Source organism: Elusimicrobiota bacterium, assembly GCA_028718185.1.
In the GTDB taxonomy this organism is placed as follows: domain Bacteria; phylum Elusimicrobiota; class UBA8919; order UBA8919; family UBA8919; genus JAQUMH01.
Genome location: JAQUMH010000017.1, coordinates 1 through 20515 on the forward strand (window position 1 = coordinate 1; position 20515 = coordinate 20515).

General features: G+C 43.7%; 20 protein-coding genes. All 20 read left to right on the plus strand.

Going from position 1 to position 20515, the window contains the following annotated elements:
- Positions 1–12 precede the first annotated feature (12 nt).
- The 20 genes from PHE88_11630 (at position 13) to PHE88_11725 (ending at position 20509) form a co-directional block, all read left to right on the plus strand.
- Positions 13–135 (plus strand): recombination protein NinG, encoded by a 123-nt coding sequence (locus PHE88_11630; GenBank protein MDD5688467.1) that lies wholly within the window; start codon positions 13–15, stop codon positions 133–135.
- 227 nt (positions 136–362) lie between these two features.
- Entirely contained in the window at positions 363–530 is a 168-nt protein-coding gene (locus PHE88_11635; GenBank protein MDD5688468.1) for a hypothetical protein, read from the plus strand.
- Between the two features lie 462 nt (positions 531–992).
- Positions 993–1196 (plus strand): hypothetical protein, encoded by a 204-nt coding sequence (locus tag PHE88_11640; GenBank protein MDD5688469.1) that lies wholly within the window; start codon positions 993–995, stop codon positions 1194–1196.
- 231 nt (positions 1197–1427) lie between these two features.
- A complete protein-coding gene (locus PHE88_11645; GenBank protein MDD5688470.1) occupies positions 1428–1718 on the plus strand; it encodes a hypothetical protein in 291 nt (96 codons plus the stop codon).
- Positions 1690–2928, plus strand: a complete 1239-nt coding sequence (locus PHE88_11650) for a PBSX family phage terminase large subunit (protein MDD5688471.1) — start codon at positions 1690–1692, stop codon at positions 2926–2928. Before PHE88_11645 ends, PHE88_11650 begins: the two co-directional genes overlap by 29 nt.
- A 193-nt stretch (positions 2929–3121) precedes the next feature.
- Complete coding sequence (locus PHE88_11655) at positions 3122–3472, plus strand: GNAT family N-acetyltransferase (GenBank protein MDD5688472.1); 351 nt, start codon at positions 3122–3124, stop codon at positions 3470–3472.
- Positions 3447–5633, plus strand: coding sequence for a portal protein (locus tag PHE88_11660; GenBank protein MDD5688473.1), 2187 nt, complete (start codon positions 3447–3449; stop codon positions 5631–5633). Before PHE88_11655 ends, PHE88_11660 begins: the two co-directional genes overlap by 26 nt.
- 124 nt (positions 5634–5757) lie before the next feature.
- On the plus strand, positions 5758–6573 hold the full coding sequence (locus PHE88_11665) for a hypothetical protein (GenBank protein ID MDD5688474.1): 816 nt from the start codon (positions 5758–5760) through the stop codon (positions 6571–6573).
- A 24-nt stretch (positions 6574–6597) separates the two neighbouring features.
- On the plus strand, positions 6598–7809 hold the full coding sequence (locus PHE88_11670; GenBank protein ID MDD5688475.1) for a P22 phage major capsid protein family protein: 1212 nt from the start codon (positions 6598–6600) through the stop codon (positions 7807–7809).
- Between the two features lie 47 nt (positions 7810–7856).
- The gene (locus PHE88_11675) at positions 7857–8258 is read left to right on the plus strand and encodes a hypothetical protein (GenBank protein MDD5688476.1); all 402 of its coding nucleotides are present in this window, start codon (positions 7857–7859) and stop codon (positions 8256–8258) included.
- A 16-nt stretch (positions 8259–8274) separates the two neighbouring features.
- Positions 8275–8982: a hypothetical protein gene (locus tag PHE88_11680; GenBank protein ID MDD5688477.1), complete on the plus strand. Its 708-nt coding sequence runs from the start codon at positions 8275–8277 to the stop codon at positions 8980–8982.
- 61 nt (positions 8983–9043) lie between these two features.
- Positions 9044–9967 (plus strand): hypothetical protein, encoded by a 924-nt coding sequence (locus PHE88_11685; GenBank protein MDD5688478.1) that lies wholly within the window; start codon positions 9044–9046, stop codon positions 9965–9967.
- A 404-nt stretch (positions 9968–10371) separates the two neighbouring features.
- Positions 10372–11649: a hypothetical protein gene (locus PHE88_11690; protein ID MDD5688479.1), complete on the plus strand. Its 1278-nt coding sequence runs from the start codon at positions 10372–10374 to the stop codon at positions 11647–11649.
- A gap of 3 nt (positions 11650–11652) precedes the next feature.
- On the plus strand, positions 11653–13236 hold the full coding sequence (locus tag PHE88_11695) for a hypothetical protein (GenBank protein MDD5688480.1): 1584 nt from the start codon (positions 11653–11655) through the stop codon (positions 13234–13236).
- 41 nt (positions 13237–13277) lie between these two features.
- Positions 13278–13868 (plus strand): hypothetical protein, encoded by a 591-nt coding sequence (locus PHE88_11700; GenBank protein MDD5688481.1) that lies wholly within the window; start codon positions 13278–13280, stop codon positions 13866–13868.
- A gap of 6 nt (positions 13869–13874) precedes the next feature.
- A complete protein-coding gene (locus tag PHE88_11705; GenBank protein MDD5688482.1) occupies positions 13875–15101 on the plus strand; it encodes a hypothetical protein in 1227 nt (408 codons plus the stop codon).
- A 2-nt stretch (positions 15102–15103) separates the two neighbouring features.
- Entirely contained in the window at positions 15104–17098 is a 1995-nt protein-coding gene (locus tag PHE88_11710; GenBank protein MDD5688483.1) for a hypothetical protein, read from the plus strand.
- A gap of 158 nt (positions 17099–17256) precedes the next feature.
- Positions 17257–18768, plus strand: a complete 1512-nt coding sequence (locus PHE88_11715; GenBank protein ID MDD5688484.1) for a hypothetical protein — start codon at positions 17257–17259, stop codon at positions 18766–18768.
- Between the two features lie 12 nt (positions 18769–18780).
- Positions 18781–19155 carry a hypothetical protein gene (locus PHE88_11720; protein ID MDD5688485.1) on the plus strand — a complete coding sequence of 125 codons (375 nt, stop codon included), beginning with the start codon at positions 18781–18783 and terminating at the stop codon, positions 19153–19155.
- Between the two features lies 1 nt (position 19156).
- Entirely contained in the window at positions 19157–20509 is a 1353-nt protein-coding gene (locus PHE88_11725; protein ID MDD5688486.1) for a hypothetical protein, read from the plus strand.
- Positions 20510–20515 lie beyond the last annotated feature (6 nt).

A 20515-nucleotide genomic window follows, 5' to 3' on the forward strand; every position in this document is an offset into this window, starting at 1 on the left:
CTGATAGAAAAAATTGGGATAGAACGAGTTGAAGCATTAGAGAATAACAATGTATCAAAAAGATGGACAGTAGAAGAACTGAAGCAAATAGAAGAGAAGTATAAGAAAATGCTGAAAATATTGAAAAATGACTGATGATATTAAGATTAATTACAATTGTTGCCAAAATCCAGCAATAGCTATTTTTGATTATAAATGGCCGCTATGGTCAAATATTGGGAGTCAAGAACTACGCATCAATCGAGTCTGCACCAGATGTTATGCACATTGGACTGGCCCCGTAAATTCAATTAAGAAATATACAAAGGCCGAGTGGTCGGAACAAATGGATAAAATATTCGATATTAATAAGGAAATTTCAAATGGATAACGGATTACCCTCAATAGATGAGCTAATGTCTGGAGAATATTTAAATAAGCGAGAAATAACTATTCCTGAAGGTAATTTGTTGACGCTTGAACAAATCACTCAGTATTCATTATCTCGCTTAAAAGAAAATCTCAATACCGACCAACCGAGAAATGCTTAATAATGGCTTTATTGGAGTTCCAGCAGATTCTACCCATTGGCTGAACCCTAGACCATTTTAGATGGCGAACTGCACGTTTAATAAAGCGGAAGAAAAGGCAAGTTGACCCACATTTGCGGTATGTCATGATTTATCCCCTTATAAAACAAACAGCATGATGATATAAAAATAACCAACCAGCAGAAACAAACTAGCACAAACAAACTCCATGAGCAATTGCACCCAATCAATTTTACTGAAATCAATTCCAAACATATAGCCTCCGATAAGTTGACAGGTCAATCTGACCTTGATAGAATCATAAACAAGTTAAAGATAACTTGTCAAGCAATAAATGATAATTTTATAAGGATGTGATATAATGGACTTAAATCAAATGGTATTTATTACGACCATAACTGTAGGAATAGTGTGGTTTATTATTTTAATAATCAAAGCAGGTTATAACGCTAGGAGATAATCATGGCAGGATGGAACGCATTGGCAAACTTAATAGCAAGACCTAATCCAATTAGGCCCAATCAAATGGGGTCTGGTTTGCTTGGTCAAGCCGCTAAATCAATGTCCTCTGATGCTGATTATCAGGCATATGTTATTGACGCAAACGAGAAGGGGCAAGATGTTATGCCAAGAGAACAATGGATGAAATTACAAGGCAATGGGTGACCTATGCCAAACTATGACGTTTTAGAATCGACAGATAGCTATCACGGCACAAGAATACGGTCACAAGCCCCAACTGAGAAGTACAAAAGCAATTGGGAGCTAATCTGGGGGAATAAAGAGAACCTAGAATATGACAAAGTGTCTCAAAAAAGAGACAGTAAAGAAACAGAAACGGACTAGAACGAATCTAGGCTTTGATTATTATAATCAAAATAGTAAGGATTAAATCAAATGGCAGCACCTCTAGGTAATTCCAACGCTAAGAAAGGTAAGCTAGTAGAAGATTTGCTAAGGAAGATCAGCGTACAAGAAGATCATGCCCGTATCCGCACTGGTCTTAATGCTCTACTAACTAAAGCAGCAGAAGGTGACCAGAAAGCTATGGACTTCGTAAGAGATACCTTTGACGGAAAGCCCTCTCAATCAGTCCAATTGTCAGGTGATGAAGAAAGCCCACTCTTTACCGTAATCCAGCGAGTAATCATCGACAAGAATGACAGCACTCCAGATTCAAACTCCTAGAGTATTCATCCCCGCTTTACAGCCTGCAAGGTATAAGGGGATACATGGAGGCAGGGGAAGCGGAAAAAGTCACTTCTTCGGTGACTTGTGGCTAGAAGAGAACGTACAAAGCAAATATGACTTTGTATGCCTGCGGGAAACTCTTAAATCCCTTGAATTCTCAGTCAAGAAACTCTTGGAAGGTAAGATCATCCAATATAACGCTGGAGCATACTTCGAAGTCCAGGATAGGCGCATTCTATCTAAACACGGCGGAGTGACGATATTTGAGGGGATGCAGAATCATACTGCTGACTCAATCAAGTCATTGGAAGGATTTGATCGTGCATGGTTTGAAGAAGCCCAGAACGCCAGTGACAAGAGCTTGACTTTACTCCGTCCTACAATCCGCAAGGAAGGCAGTCAGTTATGGTTTAGTTGGAACCCGAATAAAGATACTGACCCGATTGACCTCTTGTTAAGGGTAGAAAAGCCACGAAGCGCAATAGTAATAGAAGCTAACTACATGGATAACCCACTTTTCCCTGATGTATTAAGAGAGGAAATGGAATACGACAAACGCCGTGACCTAGACAAGTATGCCCATGTATGGCTGGGCGGGTATCAAAGGAATTCGGAATCTAGGGTATTCAAGAACTGGAAGGTAGAAGAGTTTGAAAGGCCAGAGGGTACTATATTCAGGCTTGGTGCAGACTGGGGGTTTAGTGTTGACCCTTCCGTATTGATTAGAGCAAGCATAGACGGTAACAGGATTTATATAGACTATGAAGCCTATTCAGTAGGCTGTGAGATAGTCAACCTGCCAGAGCTATTTATGGGTGTTCCAGAGGCCGAGAAGTGGCCTATTACAGCAGATAGCGCAAGACCTGAGACTATCAGCCATATGCAAAAAAATGGCTTCCCTAAGATACGGGCAGCGATTAAGGGAGCAAAGTCATTGGAAGAGGGCGTTGAGTTCCTCAAGAGCTTTGACATTGTCGTGCATCCTAGGTGTTTGCATACAATTGACGAACTAACTCTGTATAGCTACAAAGTAGATGAGCTAACCGGAACTGTGCTACCTATCCTTGCTGATAAGGACAACCACATGATAGATGCGCTCAGGTATGCTTGTGAAGGCGCAAGAAGAGCAATTAAAACGAAACGAGAGAAAGTAAGCCAGAATTCTGGGGAAATGTATCTTGAATCTAACACATGGATGGGAACATGATTAAATGCGCAGAATGCAGTCACTTTCACGACCAAATCACTCGATTACTCTGTGATGCTGGGATAATGGATGTGCAAATAGTAGGTGGTGCTAAAGTTGTTGCAGAAATGACACGCTGTGATATGGTTGACATAAAACAGCCAGCAGAGGAAATAATTGTAAAGACTCCCAAACGAGGTAGGCCATCTAAATTATGAATGACATGCTGGGAAAACGTAAATACGACTCAGCCAAGTGTGAGTTGAGATATTCTATGGCGCTACCTGTAGAATTAAGGCAATTGGTTAGGGAAGTATTTAACGTTATAACAGAGCCAGGCATGAGAGGCAAAGGGCATGGTTCTAAACTTATGCAAGCAATTGCTGATGAGGCTGACAAATGCGGCAAAACCTTGATTTTAATACCCGATAATGAAAAGCTAGAATTGTGGTATAATAAATTTGGATTTATTAAGGTTCAGCAAGAACCGAAGCCTTTAATGCTGAGAAAGCCTGTCGAGATGACAACGCGAGGTAATAATGGAAAACGATCAGCCGGAAGTTGAAACGTCCGAAGAAGAAGCGAAAGACAGCATTGTAGTTGAAGCGAAAGAACGCTACGAAATAGCTAAGGTTGCTTATTCACAGACAAAAACTCAAGCCGTTGAGGATACAAAGTTCTATCTGGCTGATTCGGATAATGGCTGGCAATGGCCTCAAAATATCGCCCTACAACGCTCAACAATCGAGCGCAGACCCTGCTTAACAATCAATGTAACAGCCCAGCACGTTAACCAAATTGTTAACGCTATCCGAGAAAACCCTCCCACAGGTAAAGTTACTCCTGTTGATGACTTCGCAGACAAGAAGACGGCAGAGATACTAGGCGATGTAATTCGTAATATTCAATCATCCTCAAACGCAGAGGACATTCACAATATAGCAACTGAACACGCTATCGCTGGCGGTGAAGGTTATTGGCGTATTGTTACAGATTATGAAGACTCAAGCTCATTTAATCAATCTATCCAGATTAAGCCAATTCTAGACCCTGGTATGGTTTACCTTGATCCTTTCTACAAAGAACTGGACAAGTCAGACCGTGAATGGGGGTTCGTCTTTGAAGACATAACAAAGGATGAATGCAAGCGCCTATGGCCTGATATTGATGTTACGAGCTGGACTGAGGATAAAGTACGCGGATGGGTAAAAGAAGACACCGTCAGGGTTGCCGATTACTATTGTGTGGAGTTTATAGATGATATTCTCTATCAACTTCCAGATGGCACCGCTGAGTATGGCAGTCAAATACCTCCAGAAGTATTGGCACAACTAAAACAGATGGTTGAAGGTGGAGAGCTTAAAACTCGCCCTTGCAAGCGCAAACAATGGAAAATCCATAAGCTAGTAGGTAATAGCGATGATCCTGTATCTTCTGTCGATTGGGTAGGGTCAATACTTCCTGTGATTGAAGTCGTTGGCAAGGAAATGATGGTTAATGGCGAAGTGGTCAAGAAAGGTCTAGTTCGCGACCTAAAAGACCCAGCTAGAATGGTTAACTATGCTTATTCGGCAACTGTAGAATCCATTGCCTTGCAGAACAAAATCCCTTACATGGCTCCTGCTGATGCAGTGGAAGGCTACGAACAGATATGGGAGAAGGCTAACCTTGAGAATAGGTCATATCTACCATATAACCACGTAGACGACTCTGGGAACCCTATCCCTAAGCCAGAGCGCCAAATGCCTGCCGTGCTACCGTCTGCACAGATTCAACTGCTACAACTCTCTGTAGAACAAATGCGCGCAGCGTCAGGCCAGCAGCAAGCTAACTTCGGGCAGAAGTCAGAAGCCTCTAGTGGTATTGGTATCCAGCGTCTCAAGATGCAAGGCGAGATAGCTACTTATCACTTCATGGATGCGCTTAACCGTGCATTGAAGTACGAGATTCGCGTTATCCTTGAATTAATCTGCTCCGGCAAGATTCTGGACACTAAGCGAGTAGTAAGATTGATGGGAATTGATGGTGAGCAGAAACACGCCACACTTGACCCTAATCATTCACAGGCATACACCGAAATTGGGGTGGATGACGTAACCAAGATATTCAATCCGACTATTGGGTCATATGATGTGGCGATTGATACTGGCCCATCCTACATGACCAAACGGATTGAAGGTGCTGCCCAATTAACCCAGATTGCTCAGCAAAACCCCCAAATGATGCAGGTGGCAGGGGATATTGTAATGAAGTCCTTGGATGTGCCTTATGCTGACAAGATAGCTGAACGTATGGCTAAAATGCTGCCACCTCAATTGCAGGACGAAAAGCCAGGCGATATTCCACCACAAGTTAAGCAAGCTATGGACATGGCCTCACAACATATCCAGCAGCAAGACCAAGTAATAGGACAGATGCAGCAAGAACTGCAAAAGTACAAGGAAGAAGACGAACACAAGGACTTAGAACTACAGATTAAAGCCTATCAAGCTGAAACCGACCGCATGGCTAAGATGGCAGTAGCTGCGACTCCTGAGCAGATTCAGGCAGTAGTAATGCAGACTCTACAGCAAATGCTGGCACAGCCTCCTATCTATGAGACTGCCACATCCGAAGCACAAGAACAGCCACAAATGCAATTAATGCCTCAAGATATACCACAGCCTATGCCGCAAGATCAAGGAATGCCGCAAGGTGGAATGACCCCGCAACCACCTGTAAGTTAAAGGTTGTTGCAAAAATGTCACAGTAGTGATACAGTGAGCGCACTGACCGCAAGTCAGGTTTGGAATGTACTGTCGAGAAGATAGAACAGTCCCATAGTGCCGAAAGGCCGACGGAGTTTAAAAAATGTCAGATAATGACCCAGTAGTTGAAGTAACGGAAGCTGCACCCGTAGAGGAATCTAAAGAACCAGCGCCAGCCCCTGACGAGACGCCGAAATCAGAGGACGAACAAGCCAAGGCGGAAGTCGAAGAAGAGCGAAAGTTAACCCAAAAAGAGGTTGATGAGGCGATTCAGAAACGACTAGCACGAGAATCCCGAAAACTGGAAAGGCAGATACGCGCCGAAATTGAGAACAAGTACCTCAAGGAACAACTTGAATCTCAACAACAGCGCAGAGAACCTGAACAGTCAAGCGGAGAACCAAAGCCAGAGCATTTTAAGACGTACGAAGAATACATCGACAAGCTGACTGATTGGAAGGTTGACCAGAAGCTAGCCCAAGCGCAACAAAAGACTGCGCAACAACGGGATGCAGAAGCTCAACAAGAATATGAGGCAACAGCAGGCGAGAAACTTCGTAAAGGCATAGATAAGTTTGATGACTATGAAGAGGTTGTAGAGAGCATACCTGCGCAATATATCACAGTCCCAATGACACAAGCCATTGCGGAATCTGATGCAGCAGCAGCAATTGCATATTACCTTGGAAATAATCACAAAGAAGCTGCCGAAATCGCACGAATGACACCTGTTCAACAGGTCAAAGCGATAGACCGTCTAGAAGCAAAGCTAAAGGCTCCTCCGCAAGTAAGTAAAGCGCCCCCTCCGGCTGATATAACTGGTAAGGGCAGAGCAAAATCAGAACCTGATTTGTCGAAAATGTCCGTATCTGAATATGCGGAATACCGTGCCAAAAATGGCGCTCGATGGGCTAGGTAATTTAACTTTTGAAAGGAATTTAGCATGTCTAATACTCTTGTAACGTGTAGTATCATTTCTCGTGAAGTTTTGGCTATCCTCAAGAACTCCAACAAGTTCATGAAGGGTGTTAATCGTACTTGGGAAGATGAATTCGCTGGCAATCAATCTCGTGGTTATTCACCCGGCGCTACCATCAACATCAAAAAGCCTCCTCGTTATACCTATCGCGCTGGTCGTGTGGCAGTGCCTCAAGCTACTACCGAGACCACTGTACCGTTGACAGTTAGCCAAGGCGGTACTGATTTGAACTTCAACACTGTTGAGCGTAGTTTGTACCTGCAACAAGTTGAGAAAAAGATTGAAGCCGCTGCCGCTGCTGTAATCAACGAAATCGACCGCCAAGGTATGCAGATGGCTCATGATAACGTGTTCAACCTGATTAACTCCGCTGGTACTATCCCAGCCACTCAACTGGCACAGACTCAAATCTTCACCGATGCAGGTCGTCGCTTGAATGAAATGGCTGCTCCAGATGATGCTAATCGTTACATGACTCTTAACCCTGCTATGAACGGCGCAGCTGTTTCTGGCTTGGCTGGCCTGTTTAACCCAGGTTCCAAAATCTCTAGCCAGTATAGCTCTGGTCAGATGCTGGATGCTTTGGGCTTCAAAATTAGCATGGATCAAAACGCTGTAGGTCATACTAACGGCGCTGCAACTGCTACTAACATTAACGCCGTTGGCATTACAGGTTCTAATATCACTGTAGTAGCAGTTGCTGCTGGTACTTTGACAAAGGGTACTATTATTACCCTGCCTGGTGTTTATGCTGTAAACCCACAGAGCCGCCAGTCAACAGGTGTATTGATGGATTTCGTAGTGACTGCTGATGTTGCTCAAGGTGCCACCACAATCCCTGTAAGCCCAGCTCTGGTAACTTCTGGCCCATTCCAAAACGTGACTGCTTCTCCAACTAACGGCTCTCCGTATGTTATTCGTGGTGCAGCATCGACTGCTTACGGCACATCGTATGCTTTCCATGAGGATGCGTTCACTCTGGCGATGGTTCCAATGTGGACTCCTCCAGGTAACAAGGGAGTGGTTGATGTGTCGCAACTGTCTGAAGATGGCTTCACTGTTAAGTCTACAACCTTCTACGATGGTGTGAATGATAACTACATCACCCGTCTGGACGTGCTGTACGGTTGGGCTGCTACTTATCCAGAACTGGCCGTGAAGGTATATAACGTTTAATGATTAATAGGGAGGGGAAACTCTCCCTAATATCGAAAGGATAAATCATGGCAGTTCTATTAAATAGCAGTCTTGGTTATAAAGGCTATCTCCCAAGCACGGTAATTAATTTGCCTGTAGCTGAAGAAGCAGCCCTTGTAGCTCAGAATCTTGCCACGGCTTCAACAGTGGCCTCTACAACAACAGGTAACGTAGTTGCTAACGTGCCACAAGGTATCTGCGCATTTGCCGCTGGTGCTGGGTCGCTCACAATCACTAATAGTCTTGTAAACGCTTCGTCTATCATCACTGCTTATATCTCTCAAGCGTCTGCTGATGGTACATTGCTTTATATCGCTCGTATTGTGGCTGCTGCTGGTTCGTTTACGATTTACGGTAACACAACTGCTACAGCAACCACTCTGGTTGCGTGGAAAGTTGAGCCACAAGGTCAATCTGGCCCACAATAATCGAAAGGATTAAATCATGTCAGTTACACTTCTCCGCCCATATGGTAATTTTGCAACTGGTGCCGTAGTAACGCTTCCAAGTTCCACAGAATCGGCGCTTATTGCTCAAGGTCTTGCTACCGCTGCTGGCACAACTTCACAGCCTTCTATCTACGGTGGGCCTGATCAATTTACAACCCAAGGAGGTAACATCTCATCTCAGCCGAATGCTGGGTATGGTGTTCCTACTTACTATCAAGGCCCATTGGTATGCGCTAATGCTGCGTTGGGAGTGGTCGCTTTGACCGCACTTGGCACATCATCTGCTCATACTGCTGGAACCATGAACCTATCAGAAATATATGTCCCTTACCTCCAGACATGGACTGGTATCGGCGTATTGAACGGTACAACCACAGTCGGTACTGATAATATGTTGGTAGCTCTGTATGGTTCAGATGGTGCTTTGCTGGCTAACTCTGCTGTAGCTGGTACTTTGTCGGCAACTGTGTCAGTGTTCCAGAATCGTGCATTTACCGCTCCTATTACTCTGGTTCCAGGCCGTTATTTCCTTGGCGTTCAGTCTAACGGTACTACCGCTACGACTAACAAATTTGTAGTTGCTAATGGTTCCAATGTGATGACTGGTGCTGTTGCTGGTACTTTCGGTACAATCCCGGCAACAATTACACCTCCATCGACATTCACAACGGCCCAAGGCTGCGTGGCTCAGTTGTACGTGTAATCTGTTTCATCATAGCCCTTTTAACGAGGGGCTATCTTAAAGCTGATTAAAGGAGCGTCAAATGGCTACAGCACAAGATATTTGTACATTCGCATTAAGCTCAATTCTTAACGATGACGCATCATCAACTCCAGCTAGTTCAGATTTGAATCTTGCATTGTCTACTCTGACATACCTGATGGATTATTGGCAGCTTGACCCACAAACCACCATCGGCTTGAGGGAGTTTGTCTTTACCCCAGCAACAGGTACGCAAAGCTTGACGATAGGTGCTGATATATCGGTTACTCTGACTAGCGCATCTACCGTAGCAACAGCGACCACAACACAAGAACATGGGCGGATTGTTGGGGATATAGTAATAATCTCAGGCGCTTCTCCGGCAGCATATAACGGCACTTATACTGTTGTGTCAGTTCCTACCTCAACGACATTTACTTATGCCTTCGCAGGTGGAACTTCCCCTGCTACCGGAACAATATTAGTCAGTGCGGACATAACCACAGCAATGCCCCCAAGACTTGAGAATGCTTCATTCTGTCGATTGGGTGGAGTGGACTTCTTGATCGGGTTTGCTTCGGCCTTTGATGAGTACAACTCTCAGCCTGTTAAATCTAACCAAGGCTACCCGACTAAGTGCTGGTATAACCCTCAAACTACCTCACAGATAGCCAGATTTTATCTATGGCCTGCCAGTAACGGCGCAGAGCTTCATCTGATGATTAGGCAAGTTCCTTTGTCTGGATTTGCATCTATGGCGCTGGCAACTACTCTAACCCTCCCAATGGGATTAGAAAAACCTCTTATTGACTGTTTGGCAGCGGAATTGCTGGATAGTTACAACGTACCCCAGCCAGCTTACTCACAAGTAAAACAGAAAGCCGCTAATAGCCTAAGAAAGTGGAAGCGGAGTAATCTGGAGATTAACGTATTGCAGATGCCTTCTGCCGTGGCTAACCGTTCAGCTAATAATTACACCGCCTAATATGCCTTATACAGCCAAACAGAATGCACTCTTTAGAGCTGCTGCACATGACCCTAAGATAGCTAAATCTAGCGGTATTCCACAGGCTACAGCTAAGAAGATGGCAAGCGAAGGGGTAAAGAAAAACGCTCTTGTCGGATTGATGAAAAGTAAAAGATGAGAATATCCATCGTTTCCGATATTTCGACCCGTGATGGCACTCTAACAAAGGATGCTAAGCTGGTTAATGCGTTCGTTAACGATGATGCTGTGTTTAAACGTCCTGCGGTTAATTCGGTACTCGCCACCGCCACAGGACAAGCCCAAGGGTCAATCTATGATGTTGACTCACTCGTGTATGTGATTAACGGTGATGTGATGAAATCATACAACTCCTCATTTGTACTCCAGCAAACGGTGATATTGTGAGAATACCCATAGCAAGCGACCTGAAAACCCGCACTGGAGTACCAGCGGGTAAAGATGCGCGCCTAGTCAACTCCTATGTAGAGACAAAAGGCGACCAAAGTGTAGTAAGGAAGCGCCCTATTGCCCAAGGTGGAATAGCAGTAGGAACTGGACAAGCACAAGGGGGTATCGGGTTTACTATTGGCTCAACTCCGTATTTTATTGGGTTTTGGGCAGATACGATGCAAGTTTATACGGGGTCAGGGACTAGTTGGAATAGCGGGACAAATTATCTAACTGGCGACCATGTATCTGTAAATTTTGAAGATTATTGGGCTATCAATGATAATATAAATAGCCAACCACCGAGCAGCAATTGGAGCAGAGTATATAGGTCTGCAATTGCAACGCAATTATGGACATTGGGAATTATTGTTAATCCGCCAATTACTAAATATAACCCAATCGCTTGTAATGGGACTATATTTTGTTATGTTGATGTAACAACTGGAATACCATATACATCTACCAATGGTATTACATGGTTGTCTCATATTTCAGATCCATTGTTAATGAGTGGTGCTTTTCATTTAATATGGAATGGGACAATTTTCTGCGGTGTTTTTGATTCTGGAACAGGACAATTAACATCAGCAACATCCACTGATGGAATAACGTGGAATGTATATAATGATAATCAAGGATTAAATGATGGTGGTGATATATCATGGAATGGGACTGTTTTTTGCAAATCAAATTCTAATGGTGGCATCGCAACATCTACTGATGGAATAACATGGATAAATAGAGGAGTTATTTCTTCTGCTGGTTATGCAACTATAACTTGGAATGGCACTGTTTTTTGCATGACAGATGGATTAGTAACAAGCAATAAGATTTATACATCTGCTGACGGAATAACATGGTCAACAAAGACGTTGCCAGCTTCTAGAGCATGGAGAAATGTTAGGGCAAATGGAACAAAAATAGCAGTATTCGATACATCTACAAATGTTGCGGTATCGTTAGATAATGGATTAACTTGGACTGCTGGAACCATCCCATCATCCGCATCTGGTGACTTGGGTGTAGATGGAGGTAATGGTATATGGTTGTATGTTAATGGTGATACCGTAGCGACAACAAATTATTACATATCCACTGATGGATTAAATTGGACAACAATGTCATTGCCTAGCTCACAAAAATGGGCATATGTAAAATATGGAGTTGGGAAAGGTTTTGTAATAATGGATAAAACAACACATTGTGTATTTTCCACAACTGGATTTTAAATCATGACAGTTACCGTAGCTAATCTCCCTTACAGCTTTTGCCCCACATCATCTTCGGCAAGCTCATTAGGCTTCATGTTCAAAAATGGATATGACGCATGGTTTTATGCGAACTCAACCGCTACATCTACACAGATAACGGATGTTAACTTTCCTGGGTATCACACTTATACAGTCACTTTAACCTCTGTGACTACCACCGCCACAGCGACCACAAGCGTTAATCCACATGGATTAAAAGTTAATGACTCAGTGACTATATCGGGGGCTACCCCAGCGGCTTATAATGGGACTTATACCGTCTTAACTGTGCCTGCTGCTAACCAATTTACCTATGCCTTCGCTGGCGGAACTTCTCCAGCAACGGGGACTATCTCGGCAGTAGGAGGTAGAACTACTGTGCCTGGTATCGTATGGCTAGACTCCACTTTCTACGTGATGGATTCAAACGCGACCATTTACGGCTCAAATCTTAATGATGCTTTAACTTGGAATGCATTAAACTTTATCACTGCCCAGATTGAACCTGGAGCAGGCAAGGCACTAGCTAAAACACAGAACTACGTCATAGCCTTTAAAGAATGGTCAACCGAGTTTTTCTACGATGCTGGTAATGCTACAGGCTCACCACTCTCGACCGTAGGAAACGGATTTAACCTCATTGGCTGTGCTAATGGTGATTCGGTAGCTAACTTAGACGGGATACTATTCTGGGTATCACAAACCCGCCAAAAGGGGCGTGGTGTTCACATGATGCAAGGATTACAAGAGCAAATGGTCTCAACCCCTGATATTGAACGAGTCCTAAACCTTTCAACTTTGGCAACAATTTACAGCTTTGGTGTAAAGATTGCCGGTCATACGTTCTATGTTCTTACCCTTGTAGACTTAAACATTACCTTAGTCTTTGACCTAGTAAGTAAGACTTGGACACAGTGGAGTAGTTTAACTGCTGGCGTTGCGGTGAGCGTGTCGAGCATCACGCTATCAGGAACCACTGCAACAGTGACCACAGCCACAGCTCATGGGTTGAATGATGGCGACCCTGTAAATATAGCGGGAGCTGTTCAATCAGCTTATAACAGCATTAAAGTATCATCATATGTAGATGCTACCCACTTCACATTTGAAACGACTGCGGGAACTACTACACCAGCAACAGGCACTATAACTGCCACTCCGTATACTGAGACTTACTTCAAATATACTAAATACGTTAATGCCCTTGGCAGGGATTTAGTTCAACATGAGACGAACGGTACTTTGTGTGAATTGGTAGAAACTGCCTATTCAGACGTTGGTAATCCGGTAAATGTGCTCATTCGTACAGGTAAAATTGACGGCGGAACCATTAATCTTAAGCGGTATGCAAGTTTGGAAATTATCGGCAATAAAGTAGCTGCAAATGCTTATGTAAGACACTCTGGTGATGATTACACTACTTTCACGAAATATCGCCCTGTGAACCTCTTTGCAACCCGTTCCGTAATCCGTAGATTAGGCTCTGATAGGCGCAGGAGTTATGATATACGACACTTAGATTCTACTTCATTGCAAATAGGCGCAATTGATGTAGAAGTGGTATAATTCAGTAAAATTACTGTCGAGATGACAGCAAGGAGTAGATTATGAGTATATGGGATGATCTGTATGGTGGGCCAAAGGGGGTTAACACTTCTGGATTAGACCCATCATCTTTAAGCACTACTGCCGCAAAGACATGGGGTAGTGGGCCAGTTACATTTTCTAGCCCAGCAAAAACCACCTATAGCGGAGTTGGTGGCCAATGGGATAATTCAGGGCAAGGCTGGAAAAACTCAACTGGACAAGTTGTAAACGATCTTCCTGGATACCTTAAAATGAAAGGACTGCAACAGACAGGCGCAGACTTTTCAGGTTATCAAAATCAACTCCAAGGTATTCTTTCTGACCCTTCAAAAATACAGCAAACTGCTGGTTATCAATTTGCCAAAGATCAAGGAGAGCAAGCGATTAACCGAAGCGCAGCAGCTAAAGGAATGCTTGGCTCTGGTAACGTACTAGCTGAACTAGCTAAGTACGGTCAAGGGATGGCTTCTCAAGAATACGGTGGACAAGTTAATAGACTATCAGACTTAATGCGTGGTGCTCAACAGTTTGGCGTTTCTACTGGTTATTATGAACCGCCGGCTACTGGCGGTATGCTTTCGGCACCTTCAACTCGAACACAAGCATGGTAACTAATCATGGCTAATGCACTCGTAGATTTAATAAAGACAGGCGATAAGGATGCGGTGAACGCCTATTTACTCAATCAACAGATAGGGGGTGATTCATCTGGAGTAAGTTTGAACGGTCAGCCTAACAACGCACTGACTGGGCTTGTTCGTGGGCAAATGGCACAACCCCAGATGCAACCACAACAAGCTACACAACCACAAATGCAACCGCGAATTCCTCCAATGGGGATTACACGAGCAGATGGCTCTCAAGTTGATATGCGTCAGCCAATGAATACCATACGTGTTGATAGCACAGGTCAATATCTAAGCCCTCAGGGTGGAAGAAGTGATGTACCTGTAGAGTTTGGCCCATCTGTCAATCAAGGCCCAAGATTAGATAGAACAAGAACCATGTCTTATGGCGGCGATACTGCAATTGGTGTAAAGGGAGAGCCTGACCAATATTATATACCCGGTCAAGGTAAGTTAATCACTATGCGCCAAGCTCCGAATATGCAGAATTTGCAAGCTCAGCATTTACAAGCTCAGATTGCTGATACTTTGGCTCAAACTAAACAAAGGCAAGCTGCTGTAAGTGGAGAAGGTGTACAAAAACCAGTATTCAATGCAGAGGCTGGTGGTTATGTCTATCCCCCAACCCCCGATAATCCTCAAGGAAGATTTGTTCCTATTCAGGGCATGCCAGCTGGAGCTGGTAAACCACCAACAGAAGACCAAGCAAAAGCGGCTGGATGGTTCAACCAAGCTCAAAATGCTTATGAGAATCTGACTAAATCAATGATTGATCCAAAAACAGGTCAGCTTAGCTATAAAGCTGCTACGCCTTCACTTGGTGAGGCATTATTGCCTGCCAGCATGAAAGGGGCGGTACAGAGTCCAGAAAGACAGCGATTCGCGCAAGCATCATCATCAATGTCAGAAGCTTTGTTAAGGGCGGCAACTGGTGCAGGGGTAAACAAAGAAGAAGCTGCACAAAAAATTGCAGAATTGACACCTAATTATTGGGATGATGAAAGCACAAAGAAACAAAAACTTGATGCTATTCCAATGTATCTTAATTCATTGAAGACAAGAGCAGGTAGAGCGCAAGTTATAACTCCTCAAATTACTCCTTTGTCATTGCCTTCTGGCAGGCAATCAGGAAATAGTGTTACGGCCCCTGATGGGTCTATTCATAATTTTCCAAGTCCTGCCGCTGCTGATGCATTCCGTAAAGCCATAGGAATGTAATTATGACAGATTACGCTGCTATTGCTAAACAGTTCGGGGGTGCAAGCCAACCACCTCAAGCCAGCCAATCAGGAGTTGATTATTCATCACTTGCTAAACAGTTTGGTGGGGAGACTATACCGCCTCAATCGCAGTCATGGGGTGATGTAGCTACTGGCGCATTAACCTCATTTGTTCCATCTGTAGGGAAGATGGTTGGTGATGTTGCATCAACGGTAATCCATCCGATTGATACAGCTACAGGACTGGCTAAAACCATTGTAGGAGCAGGCGAGGCAGGAACTGAAAAACTAGCAGGGATGGTTAATCCTGAACTTGTTGCATTTAATAGACAGATTAATAAGCCTAGTGAAGAGCAACAAATGGCTGGTCAAATGGGAGACTACTACAAGCAGAAGTATGGCTCAATGGAAGGATTTAAGAAAGCCCTAGCAACTGATCCAGCAGGAGTGATGGCTGATGCCGCAACAGTGCTTTCTGGTGGTGGAGCGGCTGTTTCTAAGCTTCCTTTGTTAGAGAAGGCAGGGATTCAGCTTTCCAAGGCTGGCGCTGCTGTTGATCCTTTGGCAATGACAGCAAAAGCAATAACTGCACCTGTAGGTTATGTATCTGACAAATTATCGTTTTTTAAGAACCCAGAACAAGCAGCGGTTGAAAAACTTGCAGAACAAGCAGGCGGTAAAGAAGAACTCGCAAAGGCTATTGATACAGCTCTAAGCGAAGGCGAAACCGTTTCAGGAACCCCTTATACATTAGGACAGGCAGGTAAAAATGCTGGTATCGCAGCGACTGAACGCGCTAGAAGCGCGGTGGCTCCAGAAGTATATCAGCAGACTTATGAAACCCAAAGAACCGGAAGAGTTAATGCTTTAAATGATCTTGCCAAAGACGAGGAGACTTTGAGAGCCGCTATCGAGGCTAGAGACGAATCCGCCAAGGCGATGTATGAACCTGCTTTTCAGTCTGATTTGCAAAGACAACAAGCCGAGCAAATGGCGGCTAATGCTCGTAGGAATTTACAAACTGGCGGCATTGGTGGAGTTGGTCAAGCAGAAATATCGCTTTCGCCCAAACTCGAAAAGTTAAAAACTAATCCTGTTATTCAGTCAGCAAAACGAGATGCTACAAATCTTGCTGCGACCTATGGTGAAGATATAGGCGATCCAATGCAATCGCTAAAAGGTCTTCATTATATGAAATTGGCGATTGATAGCCAATTGAATAGACCCGTAGCTAATACAGCTTTAGGTTCTCATTCTGCTGCTGCTTTGAGTTCTACTAAACGCGCCCTCATGGATGCGATAGTCGGAACTGAAAATAAACCTGGTATCTCTCCGGCATATGGTAATGCAGTAAAACAATATGCAGAGATGAGCAAGCCTATCAACCAGATGCAAGTAGGCCAGAAATTACTTTCTACATTGGTAGGCGAGGCGACTAAATATGGAGCAAACCCCGCCCAAGCTAAGGCCGCATTCTTCAGGGCTTTGGAAAACGCTCCAGCTATGATTAAGCGCGAAACAGGTATGTCCAAGCAATTGGAAGATGTGCTTACCCCTGAACAAATGACTAACGTTAATCGAGTGGCAAGAGAACTCGCTAAAGAAGTAGATTTGCAAAATTTGGGCAAAGGAGCCGGATCGGATACTGTCCAAAAAGCAGCCCGTAATAATATGCTTTCTGGTATTTCTTCAATGGTGACTAATAATAGATTGTCGAGAACAGGGCAGGCAGTATCTTTCCTGACTAGACTGATTAAAGAAGGCAAGGATATTAGAAGTAATGCTTACATGGATGCGATGATCCAAAACCCAAAACTTGCTAAACAAGCATTGGAAAATGTAAATATTAAAAACCCCGGACGAATTTCGACATTGGCGCAAAAAGGTATAGATGCAACAGCTATTGTTCCAGGCGCAAATAGGTTTGCTGAACTAATCAAACAAAACCCACGACTTGCAGCTAATCTAGCTTATCAAGCACAGCCTAAGAGATGATTCCTTTAGCCCAGCCCCCTAAAAAGGATGACCGTTCATTCGATGACTGGATGTATCGGATGTGGAAACGCATATCATCTGCTGCGGGGATAGCTTGGTCACTCGTAGATAAAACAGGTGCTAATCTAGCTGATATTCCAACTCGTCATCATGATGATTTGCAGTACATTCCTGCCAATCCAATTCTGCTATCAGAGATAGATACTGATGAGCCAATATTTATTCCTCCACCACAGACATATGATTTTGACCATGTAACATTCCCTGCTAAATATTCATTAGGGAATATGGCTCATGTGTATTCATTGCAAGAATTAATGAACCATGAATGGTCAGCGGGTGTGGTGGATGGTGCTGTATTAACAGATAATGGAAATGGAACAATATCATTAAGCTCTGCTGTGGCTGTTTTAAGGGCATCTACTGATCCTCATTTAACTTTATACGGTGTAGTAACTCCAGCGCAGTTAAATATTGCTCTTACTGATAATGCTGCGAATTATGTTTATATAGATTGGAATGCAGGAAGTCCTACATTTAATGTGAGTACATCAATTGCATCATTTAACTGTCTTGATAAATGTATTGCTTATGTTGTACATAGGAATGGGAATTCTCTTCATTGGATAGATGCGAGAGAACAAAATGTAGATGGGAATAGGAAAACACGTCAATTATTCTTGAAGTATTCCAGATTCATTCATGCAGAAGGCGGGACAATTATAGGTTCATCTGGATTAGCTGTTACTCTAACTGCTGGAACTTTTTTCTTTATGCTCCAACAGATTGATCATATTGCATTTGATACCTCAATAGCAGGAACTGCCAATGCTAATGTTTTTGATATGTGGTATAGAGATGGAGTTGGAGGATGGACTACTGTTCCAAGTTCAAAAGTTATTGATACTACAGTATATGATAATAATACCGGAACACCTGCAACATTAAGTAATAATAAATATGGGGTTACATGGTTTTATGTAATAAACGATTCTCCTAGTGAATTACACGCAGTGATGGGGGAATTACAATATGCTAATTTGGCCGAGGCTGCTAATGCAACACCCCCAGCATCTATTCCGTCAATAATATCTGGGTTAGGGTCATTAGTCGGATTTGTTGCTTATCAGAAAGCGAATACAGTTTTTGATGCGGTTTATTCTGCATTTACACAACTATTTTCATCTTCTTCAGCCACAAATCACAATGGACTTGCTGGCTTGCAGGGTGGGACTGTTAATCAATATTACCATCTTACTGCGGCTCAATCCTCACAGGTAAATGATTTTATTAGCCGTGGCGCAATAGGTATCCCTGGAATGGATGGGGAAGATGGACAAGACGGTATGCCAGTACCAGGCCCACAAGGATTGACCGGCCTACAAGGGCCAGCAGGTATAAACGGAATAGTTGGAAGAGATGGATATACTATTCCGGGGATAGATGGCGAGGATGGACAAGACGGCTATCCAGGGCAACAAGGTAATCCAGGTGCTACCGGAGCAACAGGTGCACAAGGGCCAGCAGGCCCACAAGGAATGGCGGGAATTGGATTAGATGGAGAAGATGGCGAAAGTGGATATATTTATTTACAATCACAGACTATTGCTGCTGTAGGGTCTGGTCTAACCCATCCGCAAGTATTAACAAGAGTATCATTTAGAATGTAAAGGAGAATCATCATGGCTTCAAATAAACTGTTCAACTTCGGCCCAGTGGCCTTAACTGCTACCCTGACAACCAATATCCTTAATTCGAATATTACGTCATTGGCTGGCCCTGTAGGTTTCACAGCTACTCAACCTTATATTATTTTGCGACATATTCGCATAGTAAATAAAACTGCTGGCGCTGTTACATTTTCTCTCTGGAAAGGTGCGACAGGTGGTAATGCTGCTGGTACTGAGGTAATTGGCATAGGTCAATCAGTTGCTGCAAACTCGTCTTATGATTGGTATGGAATTATGCGTTTTGATGCTGCTGACTTCTTGGTTGGCGGTGCTAGTGCAGGTACATCATTGTCGATTCAAGGTGAGGGCGAAATTGGCCTGATATAAAATGATATTAGATACAACAACCCGAAAGCTGCAAGTTGCGTTAAATACCACATTAACAACGGCAAATATGCCTGTCGTTGTTGATTGGATAGATAATACATCAACTACATTTTATCCAGGTGTCACTCCGTCAAATACGAATGGAACGACACTTGTTGATATACTTGCGGCTCCTGCTGCATCGACACAGCGTAAGGTTAATGGAATAACAATCCATAACTTAGATACAGCAGTCAAGACTGTATTAGTCTATCTAAATGACAACGGGACATCTTATCAATTAGTAGATGCAATCTTGCAAGTCAGTGACACTTTAGGATATACAGATTCTAAAGGCTGGTATGTCATGGATTCATCCGGAGCTATAAAGGGAGTTGGCCCGACTGGAGCTACTGGTGCCAATGGTGCGAATGGTGTACCTGGTAATATTGGTATGCCAGGACTTGATGGTGATAATGGAGAAGACAGTTTCCATATACCAGGAGCAACAGGAGCAACAGGCCCACAAGGATTGATAGGGCCACAAGGTATACCGGGTATTGCTTTGGATGGTGTTGATGGTGAAGAGGCTATGCCTATTCCTGGCCCCCAAGGGCCAACTGGGTCTACTGGAGCGGCTGGAACTGGAGTTGGTGGAATATTCAGCACTACTTGTACACAGGCATCAGGAGCGCTAACGTTTGGTCTTGATGCTGGGTCAATACAATTTAGACAAACAACTCTAACTACTGGCGTTCCAGTAAGTCGGTCGTTCTCCGCATTATCTTTAGTCCTTCCCTCTGGCGGTACGTTGGGTGCGGTGACTACGGTTCAGGCTCGTATAGTTTTAGTAGCGATTGATAACGCTGGAACAGTTGAACTTGCCTGTATCAATATTGCTGGTGGTAATGACCTAAGCGAAACTGGAACAATCAACACCACGGCGATCTCTGCTGCTGCAACTGCTAACAACGTATTTTACTCAACTACTGCTAGAACAGGTGTCGCTTACAAAATTGTAGGCGTAGTTGATGTAGTAAACACTGCCGGTGCTTGGGGTAACCCAACATTGGTACAAGGTGCTGGTGGTAATGCTGTAACAGCGATGAGTTCGCTGGGGTATGGGCAGACTTGGCAGAATGTTACTGGTAGTAGAGTAGTAGGAACAACGTACTATAATACAACAGGGAAGCCTATATATGTAATAGCAACATCCACAGCTGCGTTTGGGTTAACATTTTCTGTAGGTGGCTTTGTAGTAGTACCACTACTTAATAATGGCATATGGGCATATGTAGTTGTTCCTCCTGGTGTTCCTTATTTGATGCCTAGCACAAACACCCCTATAATAAATACTTGGTATGAACTTCGTTAAGGATAA

Excerpts from the sequence above, each read along its gene's own strand:
- PHE88_11650 (MDD5688471.1), top strand. The coding sequence starts at position 1,690 with ATGACAGCACTCCAGATTCAAACTCCTAGAGTATTCATCCCCGCTTTA.
- PHE88_11705 (MDD5688482.1), top strand. The coding sequence starts at position 13,875 with ATGGCTAATGCACTCGTAGATTTAATAAAGACAGGCGATAAGGATGCG.
- PHE88_11680 (MDD5688477.1), top strand. The coding sequence starts at position 8,275 with ATGTCAGTTACACTTCTCCGCCCATATGGTAATTTTGCAACTGGTGCC.
- PHE88_11640 (MDD5688469.1), top strand. The coding sequence starts at position 993 with ATGGCAGGATGGAACGCATTGGCAAACTTAATAGCAAGACCTAATCCA.
- PHE88_11670 (MDD5688475.1), top strand. The coding sequence starts at position 6,598 with ATGTCTAATACTCTTGTAACGTGTAGTATCATTTCTCGTGAAGTTTTG.
- PHE88_11635 (MDD5688468.1), top strand. The coding sequence starts at position 363 with ATGGATAACGGATTACCCTCAATAGATGAGCTAATGTCTGGAGAATAT.
- PHE88_11710 (MDD5688483.1), top strand. The coding sequence starts at position 15,104 with ATGACAGATTACGCTGCTATTGCTAAACAGTTCGGGGGTGCAAGCCAA.
- PHE88_11695 (MDD5688480.1), top strand. The coding sequence starts at position 11,653 with ATGACAGTTACCGTAGCTAATCTCCCTTACAGCTTTTGCCCCACATCA.
- PHE88_11655 (MDD5688472.1), top strand. The coding sequence starts at position 3,122 with ATGAATGACATGCTGGGAAAACGTAAATACGACTCAGCCAAGTGTGAG.
- PHE88_11685 (MDD5688478.1), top strand. The coding sequence starts at position 9,044 with ATGGCTACAGCACAAGATATTTGTACATTCGCATTAAGCTCAATTCTT.
- PHE88_11700 (MDD5688481.1), top strand. The coding sequence starts at position 13,278 with ATGAGTATATGGGATGATCTGTATGGTGGGCCAAAGGGGGTTAACACT.
- PHE88_11725 (MDD5688486.1), top strand. The coding sequence starts at position 19,157 with ATGATATTAGATACAACAACCCGAAAGCTGCAAGTTGCGTTAAATACC.
- PHE88_11665 (MDD5688474.1), top strand. The coding sequence starts at position 5,758 with ATGTCAGATAATGACCCAGTAGTTGAAGTAACGGAAGCTGCACCCGTA.
- PHE88_11675 (MDD5688476.1), top strand. The coding sequence starts at position 7,857 with ATGGCAGTTCTATTAAATAGCAGTCTTGGTTATAAAGGCTATCTCCCA.
- PHE88_11660 (MDD5688473.1), top strand. The coding sequence starts at position 3,447 with ATGGAAAACGATCAGCCGGAAGTTGAAACGTCCGAAGAAGAAGCGAAA.
- PHE88_11720 (MDD5688485.1), top strand. The coding sequence starts at position 18,781 with ATGGCTTCAAATAAACTGTTCAACTTCGGCCCAGTGGCCTTAACTGCT.
- PHE88_11645 (MDD5688470.1), top strand. The coding sequence starts at position 1,428 with ATGGCAGCACCTCTAGGTAATTCCAACGCTAAGAAAGGTAAGCTAGTA.